This is a genomic window from Ramlibacter tataouinensis TTB310 (genome assembly GCF_000215705.1).
GTDB classification, from domain to species: domain Bacteria; phylum Pseudomonadota; class Gammaproteobacteria; order Burkholderiales; family Burkholderiaceae_C; genus Ramlibacter; species Ramlibacter tataouinensis.
The window spans coordinates 2087253-2104326 of record NC_015677.1 but is presented as its reverse complement, the minus strand read 5'-3'; the positions used below and the strand labels follow the sequence as shown (position 1 = coordinate 2104326).

The 17074-nt window shown below is 71.3% G+C and carries 17 protein-coding genes; 13 read left to right on the top strand and 4 right to left on the bottom strand.

The features are described 5' to 3' along the window. Nucleotides 1-122 precede the first annotated feature (122 nt). From RTA_RS10225 to RTA_RS10210, 4 genes are all read left to right on the top strand, one after another. Nucleotides 123-2441 (top strand): Tex family protein, encoded by a 2319-nt coding sequence (locus tag RTA_RS10225; protein WP_013901317.1) that lies wholly within the window; start codon nucleotides 123-125, stop codon nucleotides 2439-2441. Between the two features lie 113 nt (nucleotides 2442-2554). Then, a complete protein-coding gene (locus RTA_RS10220) occupies nucleotides 2555-3670 on the top strand; it encodes a patatin-like phospholipase family protein (protein WP_041675329.1) in 1116 nt (371 codons plus the stop codon). After that, complete coding sequence (locus tag RTA_RS10215) at nucleotides 3667-4467, top strand: PEGA domain-containing protein (RefSeq protein WP_013901315.1); 801 nt, start codon at nucleotides 3667-3669, stop codon at nucleotides 4465-4467. The genes RTA_RS10220 and RTA_RS10215 overlap by 4 nt, the downstream gene beginning before the upstream one ends. After that, nucleotides 4464-5534, top strand: a complete 1071-nt coding sequence (locus RTA_RS10210) for a serine/threonine-protein kinase (protein WP_013901314.1) — start codon at nucleotides 4464-4466, stop codon at nucleotides 5532-5534. Before RTA_RS10215 ends, RTA_RS10210 begins: the two co-directional genes overlap by 4 nt. 37 nt (nucleotides 5535-5571) lie before the next feature. Here RTA_RS10210 and gbd read toward each other — a convergent pair whose 3' ends face one another. Continuing rightward, a complete protein-coding gene (gene gbd, locus RTA_RS10205) occupies nucleotides 5572-6708 on the bottom strand; it encodes a 4-hydroxybutyrate dehydrogenase (RefSeq protein ID WP_013901313.1) in 1137 nt (378 codons plus the stop codon). A gap of 77 nt (nucleotides 6709-6785) precedes the next feature. Here gbd and RTA_RS10200 point away from each other — a divergent pair, with 77 nt between their 5' ends. Beyond that, nucleotides 6786-7706, top strand: coding sequence for an alpha/beta hydrolase (locus RTA_RS10200; RefSeq protein WP_049871373.1), 921 nt, complete (start codon nucleotides 6786-6788; stop codon nucleotides 7704-7706). After that, nucleotides 7703-8581, top strand: coding sequence for a YbgC/FadM family acyl-CoA thioesterase (locus RTA_RS10195; protein ID WP_013901311.1), 879 nt, complete (start codon nucleotides 7703-7705; stop codon nucleotides 8579-8581). The genes RTA_RS10200 and RTA_RS10195 overlap by 4 nt, the downstream gene beginning before the upstream one ends. Nucleotides 8582-8585: 4 nt before the next feature. On the opposite strand, the gene ygfZ is transcribed toward RTA_RS10195, so the two are convergent. Then, nucleotides 8586-9506: a CAF17-like 4Fe-4S cluster assembly/insertion protein YgfZ gene (gene ygfZ, locus RTA_RS10190; protein ID WP_013901310.1), complete on the bottom strand. Its 921-nt coding sequence runs from the start codon at nucleotides 9504-9506 to the stop codon at nucleotides 8586-8588. Nucleotides 9507-9561: 55 nt separating this feature from the next. On the opposite strand from ygfZ, the gene mltG reads away from it, so the two are divergent. From mltG to RTA_RS10155, 7 genes are all read left to right on the top strand, one after another. Next, nucleotides 9562-10557, top strand: a complete 996-nt coding sequence (gene mltG, locus RTA_RS10185; RefSeq protein WP_013901309.1) for an endolytic transglycosylase MltG — start codon at nucleotides 9562-9564, stop codon at nucleotides 10555-10557. 13 nt (nucleotides 10558-10570) lie between these two features. Next, entirely contained in the window at nucleotides 10571-11206 is a 636-nt protein-coding gene (gene tmk, locus RTA_RS10180; RefSeq protein ID WP_013901308.1) for a dTMP kinase, read from the top strand. Then, the gene (locus tag RTA_RS10175) at nucleotides 11203-12192 is read left to right on the top strand and encodes a DNA polymerase III subunit delta' (protein WP_013901307.1); all 990 of its coding nucleotides are present in this window, start codon (nucleotides 11203-11205) and stop codon (nucleotides 12190-12192) included. The genes tmk and RTA_RS10175 overlap by 4 nt, the downstream gene beginning before the upstream one ends. Nucleotides 12193-12200: 8 nt before the next feature. Beyond that, complete coding sequence (locus tag RTA_RS10170; RefSeq protein WP_041675327.1) at nucleotides 12201-12563, top strand: PilZ domain-containing protein; 363 nt, start codon at nucleotides 12201-12203, stop codon at nucleotides 12561-12563. Nucleotides 12564-12633: 70 nt separating this feature from the next. Beyond that, entirely contained in the window at nucleotides 12634-13440 is an 807-nt protein-coding gene (locus RTA_RS10165) for a TatD family hydrolase (protein ID WP_013901305.1), read from the top strand. Next, complete coding sequence (locus RTA_RS10160; RefSeq protein WP_013901304.1) at nucleotides 13437-14096, top strand: ankyrin repeat domain-containing protein; 660 nt, start codon at nucleotides 13437-13439, stop codon at nucleotides 14094-14096. Before RTA_RS10165 ends, RTA_RS10160 begins: the two co-directional genes overlap by 4 nt. 354 nt (nucleotides 14097-14450) lie before the next feature. Then, nucleotides 14451-14735 carry a hypothetical protein gene (locus RTA_RS10155; protein WP_143762947.1) on the top strand — a complete coding sequence of 95 codons (285 nt, stop codon included), beginning with the start codon at nucleotides 14451-14453 and terminating at the stop codon, nucleotides 14733-14735. 18 nt (nucleotides 14736-14753) lie between these two features. Here RTA_RS10155 and RTA_RS10150 read toward each other — a convergent pair whose 3' ends face one another. Next, the gene (locus RTA_RS10150; protein ID WP_013901302.1) at nucleotides 14754-15665 is read right to left on the bottom strand and encodes an LD-carboxypeptidase; all 912 of its coding nucleotides are present in this window, start codon (nucleotides 15663-15665) and stop codon (nucleotides 14754-14756) included. 21 nt (nucleotides 15666-15686) lie between these two features. Then, on the bottom strand, nucleotides 15687-17069 hold the full coding sequence (tadA, locus tag RTA_RS10145; protein ID WP_081466254.1) for a tRNA adenosine(34) deaminase TadA: 1383 nt from the start codon (nucleotides 17067-17069) through the stop codon (nucleotides 15687-15689). Nucleotides 17070-17074: the final 5 nt, after the last annotated feature.

The following is a 17074-nucleotide window of genomic DNA, read 5'->3' as shown; positions in this document are numbered from 1 at the left end:
TGAGAAATTCTTCGCGCCGGCGCCGGGCCGCCCGTGTCGGAGGAGATGCCGTCTTCCTGTCGCGGATGGCCCGGCGTGCTGTGGCACACTGCCGCGTCCCAGGCGTCTGAGCAGTTACACGAATGCAATGGATCATCCGGCAGATCGCTGCCGAAATCAGGGTGGGGGAGGAGCAGGTGCGCGCGGCCGTGCAGCTGCTCGACGGCGGCGCCACCGTGCCTTTCGTCGCCCGTTACCGCAAGGAAGCCACCGGCGGCCTGGACGACGTCCAGCTGCGCGAGCTCGAGGTGCGCCTGGTCTACCTGCGCGAGCTGCAGGACAGGCGCGAGGCCATCCTGCGCAGCATCGAGGAGCAGGGCAAGCTCACGCCCGAGCTGCGCGCCGCGATCGAGGCCGCCCCCACCAAGCAGGAGCTGGAAGACCTGTACCTGCCGTACAAGCCCAAGCGCCGCACCAAGGGCCAGATCGCGCGCGAGGCCGGCATCGAACCGCTCGCCGACCGGCTGATCGCCGACCCGGGCCTGGACCCGGCGGCCCAGGCCCAGGCCTTCGTGAAGACCGACAAGGGCGAGGGCGGCGAGGACTTCACCACCGTGGCCGCGGTGCTGGACGGCGTGCGCGACATCCTGTCCGAGCGCTGGGCCGAGGACCCGGCGCTGGTGCAGCAGCTGCGCGAGTGGCTGTGGAGCGAGGGGCTGTTCAAGAGCAAGCTGGCCACCGGCAAGGACGAGAACCATCCCGACGTCGCCAAGTTCCGCGACTACTTCGACTACGACGAGCCGATCGGCCGCGTGCCCTCGCACCGCGCGCTGGCCGTGTTCCGCGGCTGCCAGCTGGAGGTGCTGGAGGCCAAGCTCTCCCTGCCGGTCGAGCCCGAGCCGGGCAAGCCTTCCATCGCGGAGGGCAGGATCGCGCTGCACCTGGGCTGGAGCCACCAGGGCCGGCCGGCCGACGACCTGATCCGCAAGTGCGTCGCCTGGACCTGGCGCGTCAAGCTCTCACTGTCCACCGAGCGCGACCTGTTCGCCCGGCTGCGCGAAGAGGCCGAGAAGGTGGCCATCAAGGTCTTCGCCGACAACCTGCGCGACCTGCTGCTGGCCGCGCCCGCCGGCCCGCGCGTGGTCATGGGCCTGGACCCGGGCATCCGCACCGGCGTGAAGGTGGCGGTGGTCGATGCCACCGGCAAGCTGGTGGACACCGCGACGGTGTTCCCGCACGAGCCGCGCCGCGACTGGGACGGCGCCCTGCACACGCTGGGCCGGCTGTGCGAGAAGCACGGCGTCAACCTCATCGCCATCGGCAACGGCACGGCCAGCCGGGAGACCGACAAGCTGGCGGCCGACCTGGGCAAGCGCCTGCCCGGCATGCAGCGCGTGGTGGTCAGCGAGTCCGGCGCCTCGGTGTATTCCGCCAGCGAGTTCGCCTCGCAGGAGATGCCTGACGTGGACGTGAGCCTGCGCGGCGCCGCCAGCATCGCGCGGCGCCTGCAGGACCCGCTGGCCGAGCTGGTCAAGATCGATCCCAAGTCCATCGGCGTGGGCCAGTACCAGCACGACGTGAACCAGGGCGAGCTGGCGCGCATGCTGGGCGCGGTGGTGGAGGACTGCGTGAACGCGGTCGGCGTGGACCTCAACACCGCCAGCGTGCCGCTGCTGTCGCGGGTCTCCGGCCTGTCGGGCAGCGTGGCCAAGGCGGTGGTGCGCTGGCGCGAGGCGCACGGCGCGTTCCGGAGCCGCCAGCAGCTGCTGGAGGTCAGCGGCCTGGGCGCCAAGACCTTCGAGCAGAGCGCGGGCTTCCTGCGCATCCGCGGCGGCGACAACCCGCTGGACATGACCGGGGTGCACCCCGAAACCTACCCGGTGGTGGAGAAGATGCTGGCGGCCGCGGGCAAGCCGGTGCAGGAGCTCATGGGCCGCGGCGAGCTGCTCAAGACCTTCAGGCCCGAGCGCTTCGCGGACGACCGTTTCGGCGCGGTGACCGTGAAGGACATCATCGTGGAGCTGGAAAAGCCCGGCCGCGACCCGCGTCCCGACTTCAAGGTGGCCCGCTTCAACGACGGCGTGGAGGACATCGCCGACCTGCGCGAGGGCATGGAGCTGGAGGGCACGGTGAGCAACGTCGCTGCCTTCGGCGCCTTCGTCGACCTGGGCGTGCACCAGGACGGCCTGGTGCACGTGAGCCAGCTGTCGCACAAGTTCGTCAACGACGCCCGCGAGGTGGTCAAGACCGGCGACATCGTCAAGGTCAAGGTGCTGGAGGTGGACCCCGCGCGCAAGCGCATCAGCCTGACCATGAAGCTGGGGGCACCGGCCGGTCGCCGCGACGGTCCGCGCGACAACCGCTTCGAGGGCGCGGCGCGCGGCCAGCGCGCGCCGACCAACCCCGCGATTGGCTCGGCCATGCAGGGCGCGTTCGCGAAGCTGCAAGGCTTGCGCAAGTAGGCGCAGTGCCCGGCGTTGCAGGAGTGCTACGCGTTGCGGCGCTGCGAGGAATCGGAGGTCCTGATGCCGTTCCTGCAGCAGCAGCGGACGGCGGGCCTCCTACAATTTCGCGCATGCACGCCCTGCGCCTCTACGCCGGACCCGCTGCCCGGCGTCACGTCGAGCGGCACGGGCTGCGGCCGCACGACATCGGCGTCGTGCCCGGCGCGGCCGGCGGGCCCAAGGGTCTGGTGCTGGGCCCGCTGGACCGTTTCCTGTTCGGGCAATGGCTGCCGCAATCGGACCATCCCGTCCACCTGGTGGGCGCCTCCATCGGCGCCTGGAGGCTGGCCACCGCCTGCCTGCGCGATCCGGTGCAGGCCCTCGAGCGGCTGGAGCACGACTACATCCACCAGGAGTACGAACTTCCGCCCGGGCGGCGCTTGCCCACGCCCGAGCATGTGTCGCTGCGCTTTGGCGAGAACCTGCAGGCCTTCTACGGCGGCCGCGTGACCGAGGTGCTGGGGCATTCGCGCTTCCGGCTGCATGTGGTGACGGCGCGCGGCCGGCACGTGCTGGCCCGCGAGCACCGCATCGCGACCCCCCTGGGTTACCTGGGAGCCTTCGTCTGCAACTCGGTGCACCGCAGGGCTCTCGGCGCGTGGCTGGAGCGGGTGGTGTTCTCGGCGCCGGGCGAGGGCGGCGCGGCCGCGCTGCCCTTCGCCACCGGCGACTACCGCACGCGGCAGGTGGCGCTGAGCGAGGCCAATTTCAGCCATGCGTTGCAGGCCAGCTGCTCGATCCCGTTCGCCCTGAAGGCGGTGCACGACATCCCGGGCGCCCCGCGCGGCGCCTACTGGGACGGCGGCATCACCGACTACCACCTGCATCTGAACTACCTGCGCCCGCAAGCGCCCGGCAATGGCACGACGGCGGCGGGCGGCCTGGTGCTGTACCCGCATTTCCAGAAGGCGGTGGTGCCCGGCTGGCTGGACAAGGGCTGGCGCTGGCGCCACGCCGCCACGCCCTTCCTGGACCACATGCTGCTGCTGGCGCCCGACCCGGCGTGGGTGGCCGGCCGCCTGCCGGGCGGCAAGCTGCCGGACCGCACCGACTTCGGCCGCTTCGGCCGTGACACGCGGGGCCGCAGCGCCGCATGGCGCGCCGCCGCCTCGGCCAGTCGGCAGCTGGCGGACGAGTTCGCCGAATGGGTCGCGCGCCCCGACCCGTCGCGACTGGAGGCCTTGTGAAGGACATCCCCGCAACGCTGGCGCCGCGGGTAGCCAGCGTGCTGTACCTGCGCCTGGTGGACGGCGCCCCCGCCAAGCGCCTGGCGGCGGCGCTGGACCGGGCCTTGTCGGGCTGGCCGGCCGACCAGCGCCTGGTGCTGGAAGCGGACGGCGCGGCGGCGGTCATCGGCCTGGGCGGCCCGGTGGCGGTGCTGGAAGCGGCCCGGCGAGCCGCGCGCAAGGACGGGCTGCTCATCGCCCTGCACCACGGGCCGGTGCAGCTGGTCCGGCAGGACTCGGGCATGCAGGCCATGGGCGAGGCCATGGACACTGCCGCCGCGGCGGCCGTGGCCGAGGAAGGCCGGCCCGCGCTGCGCACCACGCCGCAGTTCGACCAGGCCCTGGCCGGGGCGCGGCGCCTGCGCCTGCACATGGTCGGCGCGGCCGGCGTGGTGGGCCTGCTCGCGCTGGGCGGCCTGGGCCGTACCCTGCGCCAGCGCTGGTCGCAGCCGCAGCTGGCCACGCTGCAGCTGGAGATCCGGCCCTCCGGCGAGATCTGGGTGGACGGCGACCTCAAGGGAAGCACGCCGCCGCTCAGCCGCATGCGCATCGCGGCCGGCGCCCATACCCTGGAAGTGCGCAATGGTCGCTTCAAGCCGCTGCGCATGGAGATCCGCCTGGAGCCCGGCGAGGAAATGACGATCCGGCACGAGTTCCGCGCCGCGCCGCCGCCCGCCGCCAGCCGCGGCACCCCGCCATGGACGGACCGGCTGCGCGACCGGCTGCGCGACGGCCTGCCGGGCTGGGTGCCCAAATGAGCGCACGCGAACCCGCGGTCGGCCGTTTCGGCCGCTACCGCGTGCTGCAGGAGCTGGGCCGCGGCGCCATGGGCGTGGTCTACCTGGCCGAGGACGAGGCCCTGCACCGGCAGGTGGCGGTCAAGGCGCTGCTGCTGCCAGGCGACGCGCAGGAGCGCGCCGACCACGAGGCGCGCTTCCTCCAGGAGGCGCAGTCCGCCGGCGCGATCAGCCACCCCAACATCGTCACCATCCACGACCTGGGCCGCGAGGGCGAATGGCTGTACATCGCCATGGAGCTGCTGCGCGGCGAGGAGCTGAGGGACCTGATGGCGCAGGGCGCCATGGACCTGCCGCTGGCGGCCGACCTGGCGCGCCAGGTGGCCGAGGGCCTGGCCGCGGCCCATGCCCACGGGGTGGTGCACCGGGACATCAAGCCCTCCAACATCATGGTGGTGGCCGGCTCGCACGCCAAGATCATGGACTTCGGCGTCGCGCGGCTGCAGTCCTCGCAGGTGCGCACCCAGGTCGGGCTGATGCTGGGTTCGCCCCGCTACATGTCGCCTGAGCAGGTGGAAGGCCAGCCGGTGGATGCGCGCAGCGACATCTTCTCGCTGGGCACGCTGCTGTACGAGATGGCGGCCGGCACGCCGCCGTTCCATGGCGAGGACCTGCGCGGGCTGCTCATGGCCGTCGTGCGCGCGGACCCGCCGCCCCCCAGCCGGCTCAACCCGGCAGTGCCGCCGGAGCTGGACGCCATCGTCGCCAAGGCGCTGCGCAAGCAGCGCGAGGAGCGCTACCAGAATGCCGGTGAGCTGGCCCGGGCGCTGGCGGCGCTGGTACGGTCCTGGCCGGTCGGCGGACGACGCACGGCCGGGCCGAAGGAGGACGTGGACGCGTTCGCGCGCACCGAGCCCCTGAAGGCGCAGGCCCGGCCGCTGCGGCTGTCGCCGCGTTTCGACCAGCAGGCCGCGTTGCGGCAGTGGTCCAAGGCAGACGGGCAACCGGCCCGGCGCCGCGTGCCGTTCGCCTGGCTGCTGGGCTGGGGCGTGGCCGCGCTGGCAGCGCTCGCGGTGGCGTTGCGCTGAGGCGCTGTCAAGGTCGCGACGAGCTGCCGCGCCTTGCTCAGAGGGAGGCTGCCAGCATGGCCTCGTAATCCTGGGCGGAAGCCAGGCGCGGGTTGGTCTTGTGACAGTGATCGGCCAAGGCCCCCTCGATCACCTTGGGGAACAGCGAACGCTGCACGCCGATCTCGGCCAGGCCCTGGGGCAAACCCAGGCGCGCGTTCATGTCGCGGATCGCCTCCGGCACGTCGCCGGCCGAGGCCAGTCCCATGGCGTGGGCCATGCGCTCCAGCCGGCGTTCCTTGCGCACGGGCTCGGCTTGCGCGTTGAACCGGACCACTGCCGGCAGGAACAGGGCATTGAGCGTGCCGTGGTGCAGCCGCGGGTCGGCGCCGCCCAGGCTGTGGCTGAGCGAATGCACGCAGCCCAGTCCCTTTTGGAACGCCATCGCGCCCTGCATGGAGGCGCTCATCAGCTGGAAGCGCGCCTCCCGGTCGCTGCCGTCGCGCGTGGCGCGCTCGATATGGGCCCAGCCGCGCTCCAGCCCGTCCAGCGCGATGCCGTCGGCCGGCGGGTTGACCGCCGCCGACATGAAGGTTTCCATGCAGTGCGCGATGGCGTCCATGCCGGTGGCGGCCGTCAGGCGCGGCGGCAGGCCCAGCGTCAGCTCCGGGTCGCAGATGGCAGCCTTGGGCACCAGGTGCCAGGAATGGAAGCCGAGCTTGCGGCCATCCTGGACGATGATGATGGCGCCGCGCGCCACTTCGCTGCCGGTGCCGCTGGTGGTGGGCACGGCAATCAGCGGCGCGACCCGGTCGGTGATGCGCGGCGACCCGCCTTCGATGGTGGCGTAGCGGGTGAGCGGGCCCTCGTGCGTGGCAGCGATGGCCACGCCCTTGGCACAGTCGATGGCCGAGCCGCCGCCCACCGCCACCAGGCCGTCGCAGCGCTGGTCGCGGTAGAGCTGCGCGGCCGCATGCACCGCCGCCTCGGTCGGATTGGACGGTGTCTGGTCGAACACGGCGACCGGCAGGCCGGTCAGCGCATCCAGCGCTTTCTGCAGCACGCCGGCCGCGCGCACGCCCGCGTCGGTGACCACCAGCGGGCGGGTGATCCCCACGCGCTGGCATTCGGCCTTGAGCAGCGCGACGGCGCCGAAGTCGAACTGGATCTGGGTGACGTAGTAGATGAAGGCCATGGTGCCGCGCGGTAGGATCGATCGGCTCGCACTTTACGCCACCCGCCTTGCCGCAGCAGCTCTCCCTGACCCCCGCCATGCGCTCCGTGCTCGACCGCATGGCGCGGGCCGGCCATCCGCCGCTGCACACCTTGGCGCCGCAGCAGGCGCGCGCCGCGTACGAAGCCGCCGCCGGCGTGCTGGAGGTGCCGCGCGCCGCACTGCCGCGGGTGGAGGACCTGGGCATCCCCGCGCGCGACGGCCAGCGGCTGCGGGCGCGGCTCTACGCCGGCGATGCGGCCGGCCTGCCGGTGCTGCTGTACTTCCACGGCGGCGGCTTCACCATCGGAAGCGTGGATTCGCACGACACGCTGTGCCGCGAGCTGTGCCGCCTGAGCGGCTGCGCCGTGGTGTCGCTGGACTACCGCTTGGCGCCAGAGCATCGCTTTCCCACCGCGGTGCACGACGCCTGGGATGCCTTGCAGTGGCTGGCCGCCCAAGCCGGCGAACTGCGGCTGGACGGCCGCCGCCTGGCCGTGGGCGGCGACAGCGCGGGCGGCACGCTGGCGGCCGTTTGCGCGCTGCTGGCCCGCGATGCAGGCCTACCGCTGCGCCTGCAGCTGCTGTTCTACCCCGGCTGCGCGGCGCGGCAGGACACGGCCTCGCACCGGCGCTTCGGCCAGGGGCTGGTGCTGGACCGGGCCCTGATCGACTACTTCTTCGGCCACTACATCGACCCGGCCGACCGCGGGGACTGGCGTTTCGCGCCGCTCGATGCGCCCGACGTCGAAGGCGTGGCGCCGGCCTGGTTCGGCCTGGCCGAATGCGACCCCCTGGTGGACGAAGGCCTGCTGTACGCCGACAGGCTGCGGACCGCCGGCGTGCCGGTGGCCCTGGAGATCTACCGCGGCGTCACCCACGAGTTCATCAAGATGGGCCGGGCCCTGGCCGAGGCGCGGCAGGCCCATGCCGATGCGGCGCGCGCCCTGGCCGAGGCCCTTCGTCCGAGCACACCATGACCACGACCACCCGCGACAGCTTCCGCTTCTTCCACCACCTGCGCGTGCGCTGGGCCGAGGTGGACATGCAAAAGATCGTCTTCAACGCGCACTACCTGATGTACTTCGACACGGCGGTGGCCGACTACTGGCGGGCGCTGGCGCTGCCGTACGAGGAGGCGATGCACCAGCTGGGCGGCGACCTGTACTTGAAGAAGGCCACGGTGCAGTACGACGCCTCGGCCCGCATGGACGACCGGCTCCAGGTCGCGCTGCGCTGCGGCCGCATCGGCAACTCGTCCATGGCGTTCGATGGCGCCATCTTCCGTGGCGAGGACCTGCTGGTCACCGCCGAGCTGGTTTACGTGTTCGCCGACCCGGCCAGCCAGACCTCGCGGCCCGTGCCCCCCGCGCTGCGCGAGGTGCTCACCGGCCACGAGGCCGGCGAGCCCATGCTGCAGGTGCGCACCGGCAGCTGGGACACGCTGGGCGCCGATGCATCGCGCATCCGCACCCGGGTCTTCGTCGAGGAGCAGCGCATCCCGGCCGAGCTGGAATGGGATGCCGCCGATGCCGGCGCGCTGCATGCCGTGGCCTACAACCGGCTCGGCCAGGCCGTCGGCACCGGCCGCCTGCTGCAGCCGCGCCGCGGGTTGGCCCAGATCGGCCGCGTGGCGGTGCACCCGGTGCTGCGCGGCGGCGGGGTCGGCCGGCAGGTGATGGCGGCGCTGCTGCAGGCTGCCGCGGCGCGCGGCGACACCGAGGTCATGCTGCATGCGCAGCGCAGCGCCGAGAGCTTCTACCGCGGACTGGGGTTCGTGGCGCGCGGCGAACCGTTCGAGGAGGCGGGCATCCCGCACGTGGAGATGGCGGTCCCTTTGCCGCCGCGCCCGTAGCGCCTCAGATGTCCTCGAGCAGCGGATAGGGCAGGGGCTGCAGGACCAGCGCCGGGCCCGCAGCGGCGCCGACCGTCAGCGCCGAGCCATCGGCGGCCGCGGTCTGGAGGGAGACGATCGCGTCCCAGCCGCCGCCGGGCGCGGCCGCGGCCTGGACCACCAGGCCGCAGGGCTGCGAAGCGTCGGCGGGATGGAACACCTCCTGGCCGGCCGCGAGTTCCGCCTGCGCGTGCGCCAGCCAGGCGCGGCGCTTGAGCGTGCCGCGGAACTGGCTGCGCGCCACCACTTCCTGGCCCGGGTAGCAGCCCTTCTTGAAGCTGACGCCGCCCACCGATTCGTAGTTGAGCATCTGCGGCACGAATGCCTCGACCACCGGCGCCGTGATCCAGGCGACCGCGCTGCGCACCTCGCCCCATTGCCAGTGGCTCGTTTCCAGAGGCGCGCCGGCCGGCACCGGCGTGCCGGACGGGGCGATCCACAAGGCCCTGGGCTGGCCGTCCGCAGGCGGCAGGGTGACCAGATCGGCGCCGCCCAGAGCCACCCGGCGCCACGGCGCGGCCACCGGCTGCCCGGCGACCTGCGCGACGGCGCTGCCGGCCAGGCCCTGCAGCATGAAGTGGGCCGTGGCATCGGTCAGCTTCGCCTTAGCCCGCAGCACGAACATGGACAGGCGCTTGAGCGCCGGCGCCAGCACCTCGCGGGGCGTGACCAGCAGCACGGTGGTCGCGCCCTGCTTGAAGCCGACGAAGCTGGCCAGCATCCGGCCCTTGGCGTTGCAAAAAGCCGCCAGGCGCGCCTCGCCCGGGCCCAGCAGGGCGAAGTCCTGCGTCAGCTGCCCGTGCAGGAAAGAAGCCGCGTCCTCGCCCTCGACGCGGATGATGCCCAGGTGGGGCAGGGGGGCGATGCCTTCCAGGTGCTTGCTCACCGCTGAATTATCATCCCCTCACCACATCCATCCGGCCCGAAGGGGCGGCGTCCTCGTGCTTCGTTTCTTGTCGAGAGTTTTCTTGCTGGCGGTGTTGCTGGCCCTGGGCGCCGCGGGCGCCGCCTTCTGGTGGGTGCAAAAGCCCATGCCCATGGCGGCACCTCTGGTGGAGCTGTCGATCCAGCCGGGCACGCTGCCGCGCGGCGTGGCCCAGGCCGTGGCCGATGCGGGGGTTCAGGTGCATCCCGACCTGCTGTATGCCTGGTTCCGCCTGTCGGGCCAGGCGCGCCAGATCAAGGCCGGCAACTACGAGCTGCCTGCCGGGCTGACGCCGCGGCAGCTGCTGTCCAAGCTGGCCCGTGGCGAGGAGGCCCAGCGGGTCGTCACCCTGGTGGAGGGTTGGACCTTCAGGCAGTTCCGTGCCGCTCTGGCCAAGGCGGAGGAACTCAAGCCCGACACCCAGGGCCTGAGCGACGAAGAGGTCATGAAGCTGATCGGCCTGCCCGGGGTGCATCCGGAAGGCCAGTTCTTCCCCGACACCTACGCCTACAGCAAGGGCTCCAGCGACCTGGGCGTGCTGCGGCGGGCCCTGCGGGCCATGGAGCGCCAGCTCACCGGCGCCTGGAAGCAGCGGGCACCGCAGTCGGCCGCCAAGACGCCGTACGAGGCGCTGATCCTGGCCAGCATCGTGGAGAAGGAGACCGGCCGCGGCGCCGACCGGCCGCTGGTCTCCGCGGTCTTCAACAACCGCCTGCGCATCGGCATGCCGCTGCAAACCGACCCCACCGTCATCTACGGCCTGGGCGAGAGCTTCAACGGCAACCTGCGCAAGGCCGACCTGCAGGCCGACACGCCCTGGAACACCTACACCCGCAACGGCCTGCCGCCCACGCCCATCGCCATGCCGGGCGGGGCGTCGCTGCTGGCGGCCCTGCGGCCGGCCGACAGCAAGGCCTTGTACTTCGTGGCCCGCGGCGACGGCAGCAGCCAGTTCAGCGAGACGCTGGACCAGCACAACCGCGCCGTGAACAAGTACCAGCGCGGCCAGTGATGCCGCAGGGGTCATGACGGCATCCGGCCTGTTCATCAGCTTCGAAGGCATCGACGGTGCCGGCAAGTCCACCCACCTGGACGCGCTGGCGGCGGCGCTGCAGGCGCGGGGATGGGCGGTGACGCGCACGCGCGAGCCGGGCGGCACCGCGCTGGCGGAAAAGCTTCGGACACTGGCGCTCAACGACCCCATGGACCCGCTGACCGAGGCGCTGCTGATGTTCGCGGCCCGGCGCGACCACCTGCTGCAGGTGATCGAGCCGGCCCTGGCGCGCGGCGAGGTGGTGCTGTGCGACCGCTTCACCGATGCGACCTTCGCCTACCAGGGCGGCGGCCGCGGATTCGACTGGGCCGTGCTGCAGCAGCTGGAGCGCTGGGTGCAGGCCACGTCCATGGCGGCGCTGCGCCAGCCCGACCTCACCGTGCTGTTCGAACTGCCGGCCGAGGTGGCGGCGCGGCGGCTGTCGGGCACGCGGATGCCGGACAGGTTCGAGTCCCAGCCGGCCGAGTTCTTCCGCCGGGTGGCGGCCGGCTACGACCGCCGGGCGCGCGAGGACGCCGCGCGCTTCGTGCGCATCGACGCGGACCGGCCGCGGGAGTCCGTGTGGGCGCAGCTGGAGCAGGCCTTGGTGGCCCGGGGGGTGCTGTGACGCCGCCCTGGTTGGCGGCCCAGCTGCGCAGCCTGCTGGCGCAGCGCGGCCACGCCCGGCTGCTGCAGGGCCCTTCGGGCCTGGGCCAGTACACCCTGGCGCTGGACCTGGCCCTGGCCTGGCTGTGCGACCAGCCAGGCGAGCAGGGCGCCTGCGGCCAGTGCGCCAGCTGCCACGCCGTCCAGGTGCGCACCCATGCCGACCTGTGCATGCTGATGCCCGAGGTGGCGATGCTGGAGCTGGGCTGGCCCCTGTCCGAGAAGGCGCAGCAGGAGCTGGACGACAAGAAGCGCAAGCCCGGCCGCGAGATCCGGGTCGAGGCCATGCGCGAGGCGGTCGAGTTCGCCCAGCGCACCAGCGGCCGCGGCCGCGGCAAGGTGGTGCTGGTCTACCCGGCCGAGCGCATGAACCACGTGACGGCCAATGCCCTGCTCAAGACGCTGGAGGAGCCGCCGGGCGACGTGCGCTTCATCCTGGCGTCGGAGGCGGCGCACCAGCTGCTGCCCACCATCCGCAGCCGCTGCCTGGTCCACACCATGCGCTGGCCCGGGCCGGACGAGGCGTTGGCCTGGTTGCAGGCCGAGGGCGTGCCGGCGGCCGATGCGCCGGTGCTGCTTCGCGCGGCCGGCGACCGTCCGGAGGACGCGCTGCGCTGGTCGCAGGCCGGGCGTGATGCCCGCCAGTGGACCGCTTTGCCCAAGGCGGTGGCGCGCGGCGACGTGTCGGTGCTGGCCGACTGGGCGCCGGCCGAGGCGGTCCAGGCCCTGCAAAAGCTCTGCCACGACATGCTGGCCACAGGGGCGGGCGCCGCGCCGCGGTTCTTCGCGGCCCAGGAGCTGCCGCCAGCGCCGTCGATGGCGGCGCTGGGCGAATGGGCGCGTGAGCTTTCCCGCAACGCCCGCACGGCCGATCACCCGTTCAACGCCGGCCTGATGCTGGAATCGCTTGTGGGCCGCGCGCGCTCGGCCCTACACTGCGGCACTTGAACCCACCGATGAGCACCCCGTCCCCGACCGCGCCGCGTCCCAGCGTCATCCAGCTGGCGATCAAGGAAAAGGCAGCCTTGTACGCGGCCTACATCCCGCTGTTCACCGACGGCGGCGTGTTCATCCCCACCACGCGCGACTACAAGCTCGGCGACGACGTCTACGTGCTGCTGACGCTGCCCGACGACCCGCAGCGCTACCCGGTGGCGGGCAAGGTATCCTGGGTGACGCCGCCGCGCGCGGCGGCCAACCGCACCCAGGGGGTGGGCATCCGATTCCCCTCGGACGACAAGTCCCGCCTGCTCAAGGCCAAAATCGAGGAAATCCTCGGCGGCCACCTGGCTTCCGAGCGGCCCACCCAGACGATCTGAGCTGCCACGGTCTTCGTGGCTGCCGCTCCGGTCCGGGGCGGGTCGCGGCTTTTTCCCGCGTTGAAGACCCATGTTCGTCGATTCCCATTGCCACCTGAGCTTTCCTGAACTGGCCTCCCAGCTGCCGGCCATCCGTGACGCCATGGCGCAGGCCCAGGTCGACCGCGCGCTGTGCATCTGCACCACGCTGGAGGAGTTCGACGCCGTCCACGCCCTGGCCCTGCGGTACGACAACTTCTGGTCCACCGTGGGCGTGCACCCGGACAACGAAGGCGTGCAGGAGCCCTCGCTGCAGGACCTGGTGACGCTGTCCGTCCGGCCGCGGGTGGTGGCCATCGGCGAGACCGGGCTGGACTACTACCAGATGGTCGAGCGCAAGGGCGGCCGCACGGTGGCCGACCTGGAGTGGCAGCGGCAGCGTTTTCGCACCCACATCCGCGCCGCGCGCCAGGTCGGCAAGCCACTGGTCATCCATACCCGCTCCGCTTCGGCCGACACCCTGGCCATCCTGAAAGAGGAGGGCGAGGATGGCTCTGCGGGCTCGGCCGGCGGCGTGTTCCACTGCTTCACCGAAACCGCCGAGGTGGCGCGGGCGGCGCTGGACATCGGCTACTACGTGTCCTTCTCTGGCATCCTGACCTTCAAGAGCGCGGCCGACCTGCGCGAGGTGGCGGCTTTCGTGCCGCTGGACCGGCTGCTGATCGAGACCGACAGCCCCTACCTGGCGCCGGTGCCGTTCCGCGGCAAGACCAACAACCCCTCCTATGTGCCTTATGTGGCGCGCCAGATCGCCGAACTGCGCGGACTGCCCGTGGAGGCGGTCGCGGCCCACACCAGCGCCAATTTCGAGCGCCTGTTCGCCGGAGTGAATGCATGAGACATTACCTGAAGAATCTTCTTTATCTTGTTGTCGTACTTGCTTTTTCTGCTGTAAACGCGGGTTCGTACGAAGACTTTTTCATCGCCATCAAGCGCGATGATGCGACGGCCGTGGTCGACCTGCTGCGCCGTGGCTTCGACCCCAATACGCCCAGTCCGGACGGCTTGCACGGGCTGTACCTGGCGCTGCGCGAGCCGTCGCCCAAGGTCGCGCAGGCGCTGATCGACTGGCCCAAGACCGACCTGAACGCGCGCAATAAGCAGGACGAGAGCCCGCTGATGATGGCGGCACTCAAGGGTCACACCGGGCTGGTGCGCCAGCTCATCGCCAAGGGTGCCCATGTGAGCAAGCCCGGCTGGGCGCCGCTGCATTACGCGGCGACCCACGGGCACCTGGAGGTCATGGACCTGCTGCTGGAGCACCATGCCTTCATCGACGCCGAGTCGCCCAACGGCACGACGCCGCTGATGATGGCGGCGCACTACGGCACGCCGGCGGCCGTCAAGCTGCTGCTGGAAGCCGGTGCCGACGTGAACATGAGAAACCAGCTGGGCCTGACCGCCATCGATTTCGCCAACCGGGCCAACCGCCGGGACGCGGCAGAGCTGATCGCTGCCCATATCCGCCAGCAGCAGCCACGCGGGCGCTGGTGAGCCCATCCGCCGTATTTTCAATTGAATACGATGTGCGTTATGTCAAATAATTAAGGAGGGTATTTCCAGCTGCCAAAGACGGCGGATCCCGCTTGCTGTCAAACACCTGCATTTGCTCAGGTATTACAAAGGGCCTAAATCTCGGTTCGACTTGACGTTTCGTTACCAAGGTGTTGATTTATCTGATGGTTTTTAGTCAACTCCTTCACGAAATTAACTTGCGCTTTGGCAACAGTCCGCATAACTTGTCACCTATCTGCCGATTCGACCGTCCACAGGGACAAAAAAAGATATATGCGTTGGCTCAAACCCAGTTTGCGAGGGAGCATCTATGGCTTGTTGGGGCATTCCGTCATGCCCTCGCAATCGGCCATGGAAAGCAGCATGGAGGACATCCGGGAAGCCATGCTGGGCCTGCTGGGCGACCAGGGCCGCAACAGCTATCCCCATGTGACCCGTCGCATCCGCTATGCCGGTGATGTGCAGGGCCTGTGGTACCTGCGCGGCGACCTGATGGCCGTGCTGGCCGCCATGGAGGGCGAAGCCCACGCCCGCGAGAAGCTGCAATCGGTCTCGCGCATGTTCCAGGGCCTGCTGCCCAGCAGCCTGCATTCCCGTCCCAGCCCGCTGGTCAACTGAACCCGGGCCTGCCGCCTGTCAGTGGCGGTGTCCCCAGAGCAGGAAGGCATCGGCGCCTTCCACCGTCAGCTGCACGGGCGCGCCCACCGGCAGCAACACCTTGGTAGGCACATGGCCGAAGGGCAGCCCGGTCAGCACCGGGGCCTTGACCTGCCGGCGCAGCCACTCGACCACCGTCTGCAGCTTGAACCCCTTGTCGTGGGGCATCAGGCGGTAATTGGTGAACTGGCCGAACACGATGGCCTTCTGCCTCGCCAGCACGCCGGCGTACAGCAACTGGGTGAGCATGCGTTCGACGCGGTACGGATGCTCGTGCACATCCTCGATGAACAGGATGCCGCCCTTGGCTTCGGGCAGATACGGCGTGCCGGCCAGCGCGGCCAGGATGGCCAGGTTGCCGCCCCAGAGCTGGCCGCGCAGCTCCAGCAGGCCCTCCTGGCGCTCGGCGCGTGACAGGCGCCAGCCCGTGCCCTCGCCCTGCCCGCTCGCCAGGTCCTCGAAGCAGGCCTGCATGATCTCGTCCGGCTCGGCCTCGGTACCGAAGTCCTCGCCCAGCGCCGGCCCCGACCAGGTGACGGCGCCTGCGCGGGCCAGCATGGCGTTCTGGAACGCCGTGAAGTCGCTCAGGCCGACGAACTTCAGGCCACGCTCGACGGCCCGGGCCACCTCCTTGTAGCGGATGGCCGGCAGCAGCCGGGTGAGGCCGTAACCGCCGCGCGTGATCATCGCGATGTCCGCGCCGCTGGCCGCGGCCCGATGGATGGCCCCCAGGCGGGTCTCGTCGTCGCCGGCGAAGCGCATGCGGGCGGTCAGCGCCGCCTCGTCCAGTTCGACCTCGTGGCCCAGGGCGCGCAGGCGCGCGATGCCGCGGCGCACGGCCGGCTTGTCGCGCACGGCGCTGGAGGGCGAGAAGATGTAGATGTGGCTCAAGGAAAGAGGGTCCTGTGTGGGTCAGCTGAAATGCCGCACCGCCTGCTCGGCGATGCCCTGTCCGTGCTCCTGCACGAAATGGCCGGCCTGGTCGACCACGATGGGTTCCGGGCAGCCTCGGATGAGCGGGTGCAAGGCCTGCATCACGGGTGGGCCCAGCACGGGATCCTGCGCGCCTATGGCCATCAGGCTTTTGCCCGACCATTGCCGCGACCAGAACTCGCGCGCCTGGCGGGACAGCGCGGCGCCGTCGGATTCCGGGAACTCCGGCACCATGGGCGGAAAGGCGCGCAGCGCCGCGCGATAGCCTCGGTCGGGAAACGGGGCGTTGTACGCGGCGCATTCTTCCGGCCGCAGCTGCGGGTTGCCGCGGGCGAGCAGGCGGCCGATGTCGAACTCGGGGTTGTGGGCGCACATCTGCCGCCAGGCCAGGAAACCGGGGCTCAGCGGCGCATCGCCGGTGGCCAGCAGGGTGTTCATCACCAGCAGGCCGCGGTAACGCTGCGGCGCGGCCATGGGCAGGGTCAGGCCCAGCAGCCCGCCCCAGTCCTGCACCACCAGCACCACCTCCCGCAGGTCGAGGCGATCCACGAATTCCAGCAGCACCCGGCGATGCCAGCCGAAGCTGTGGGCGCCCTCCTTCTTGGGCTTGTCGCTCTTGCCGAAACCCACCAGGTCCGGCGCCACCACGCGGTGGCCGGCGGCCAGGAACACCGGGATCATCCTGCGGTACAGGTAGCTCCAGGCCGGGTTGCCATGCAGGCACAGCCAGACCGACGCGCCGGCGCGCGGGCCTTCGTCCAGGTAGTGCAGGCGCAGCCCGGCCAGGGCCGGCAGGTCGCTCAGGTAGTTGGGCGCCCAGGGGTAGTCGGGCAGGCCGGCGAAACGTTCTTCGGGCGTGCGCAGCGCGTCCTCGCGCAAAGGCTGCTGCGCCACACGGGCCTGCGTGCGTCGCTGCTGGAAGAAATCGGACAGCAGCCGGCCGCAGTCCCCGGCCCGCACGCCGCCCTGCACCTGGGTGTGATGGTTCAGCCGGCGTTCGGCGAACAGGTCCAGCACCGAGCCGGCCGCGCCGGTCTTGGGGTCGGGCGCGCCGAACACCACCCGCCGCAGGCGCGCGTGCAGCATGGCGCCGCTGCACATGGCGCAGGGTTCCAGCGTCACGTACAGGTCGCAGCCGTCCAGCCGGTAGTTGCCCAGGGCCGCCGCCGCGGCGCGCAGGGCGGCGATCTCGGCGTGCGCGGTCGGATCATGCGCGGTCACGGGCGCATTGCGTCCGGTGGCGATCACCTGCCCGTCCCGCACGATCACCGCGCCCACCGGAACCTCGCCGGCGGCCTGGGCCTGCCGCGCCTGGTCCAGCGCCAGGCCCATGAAGTGCAGGTCGTCCGCGGCGGCCGTCACTGGCG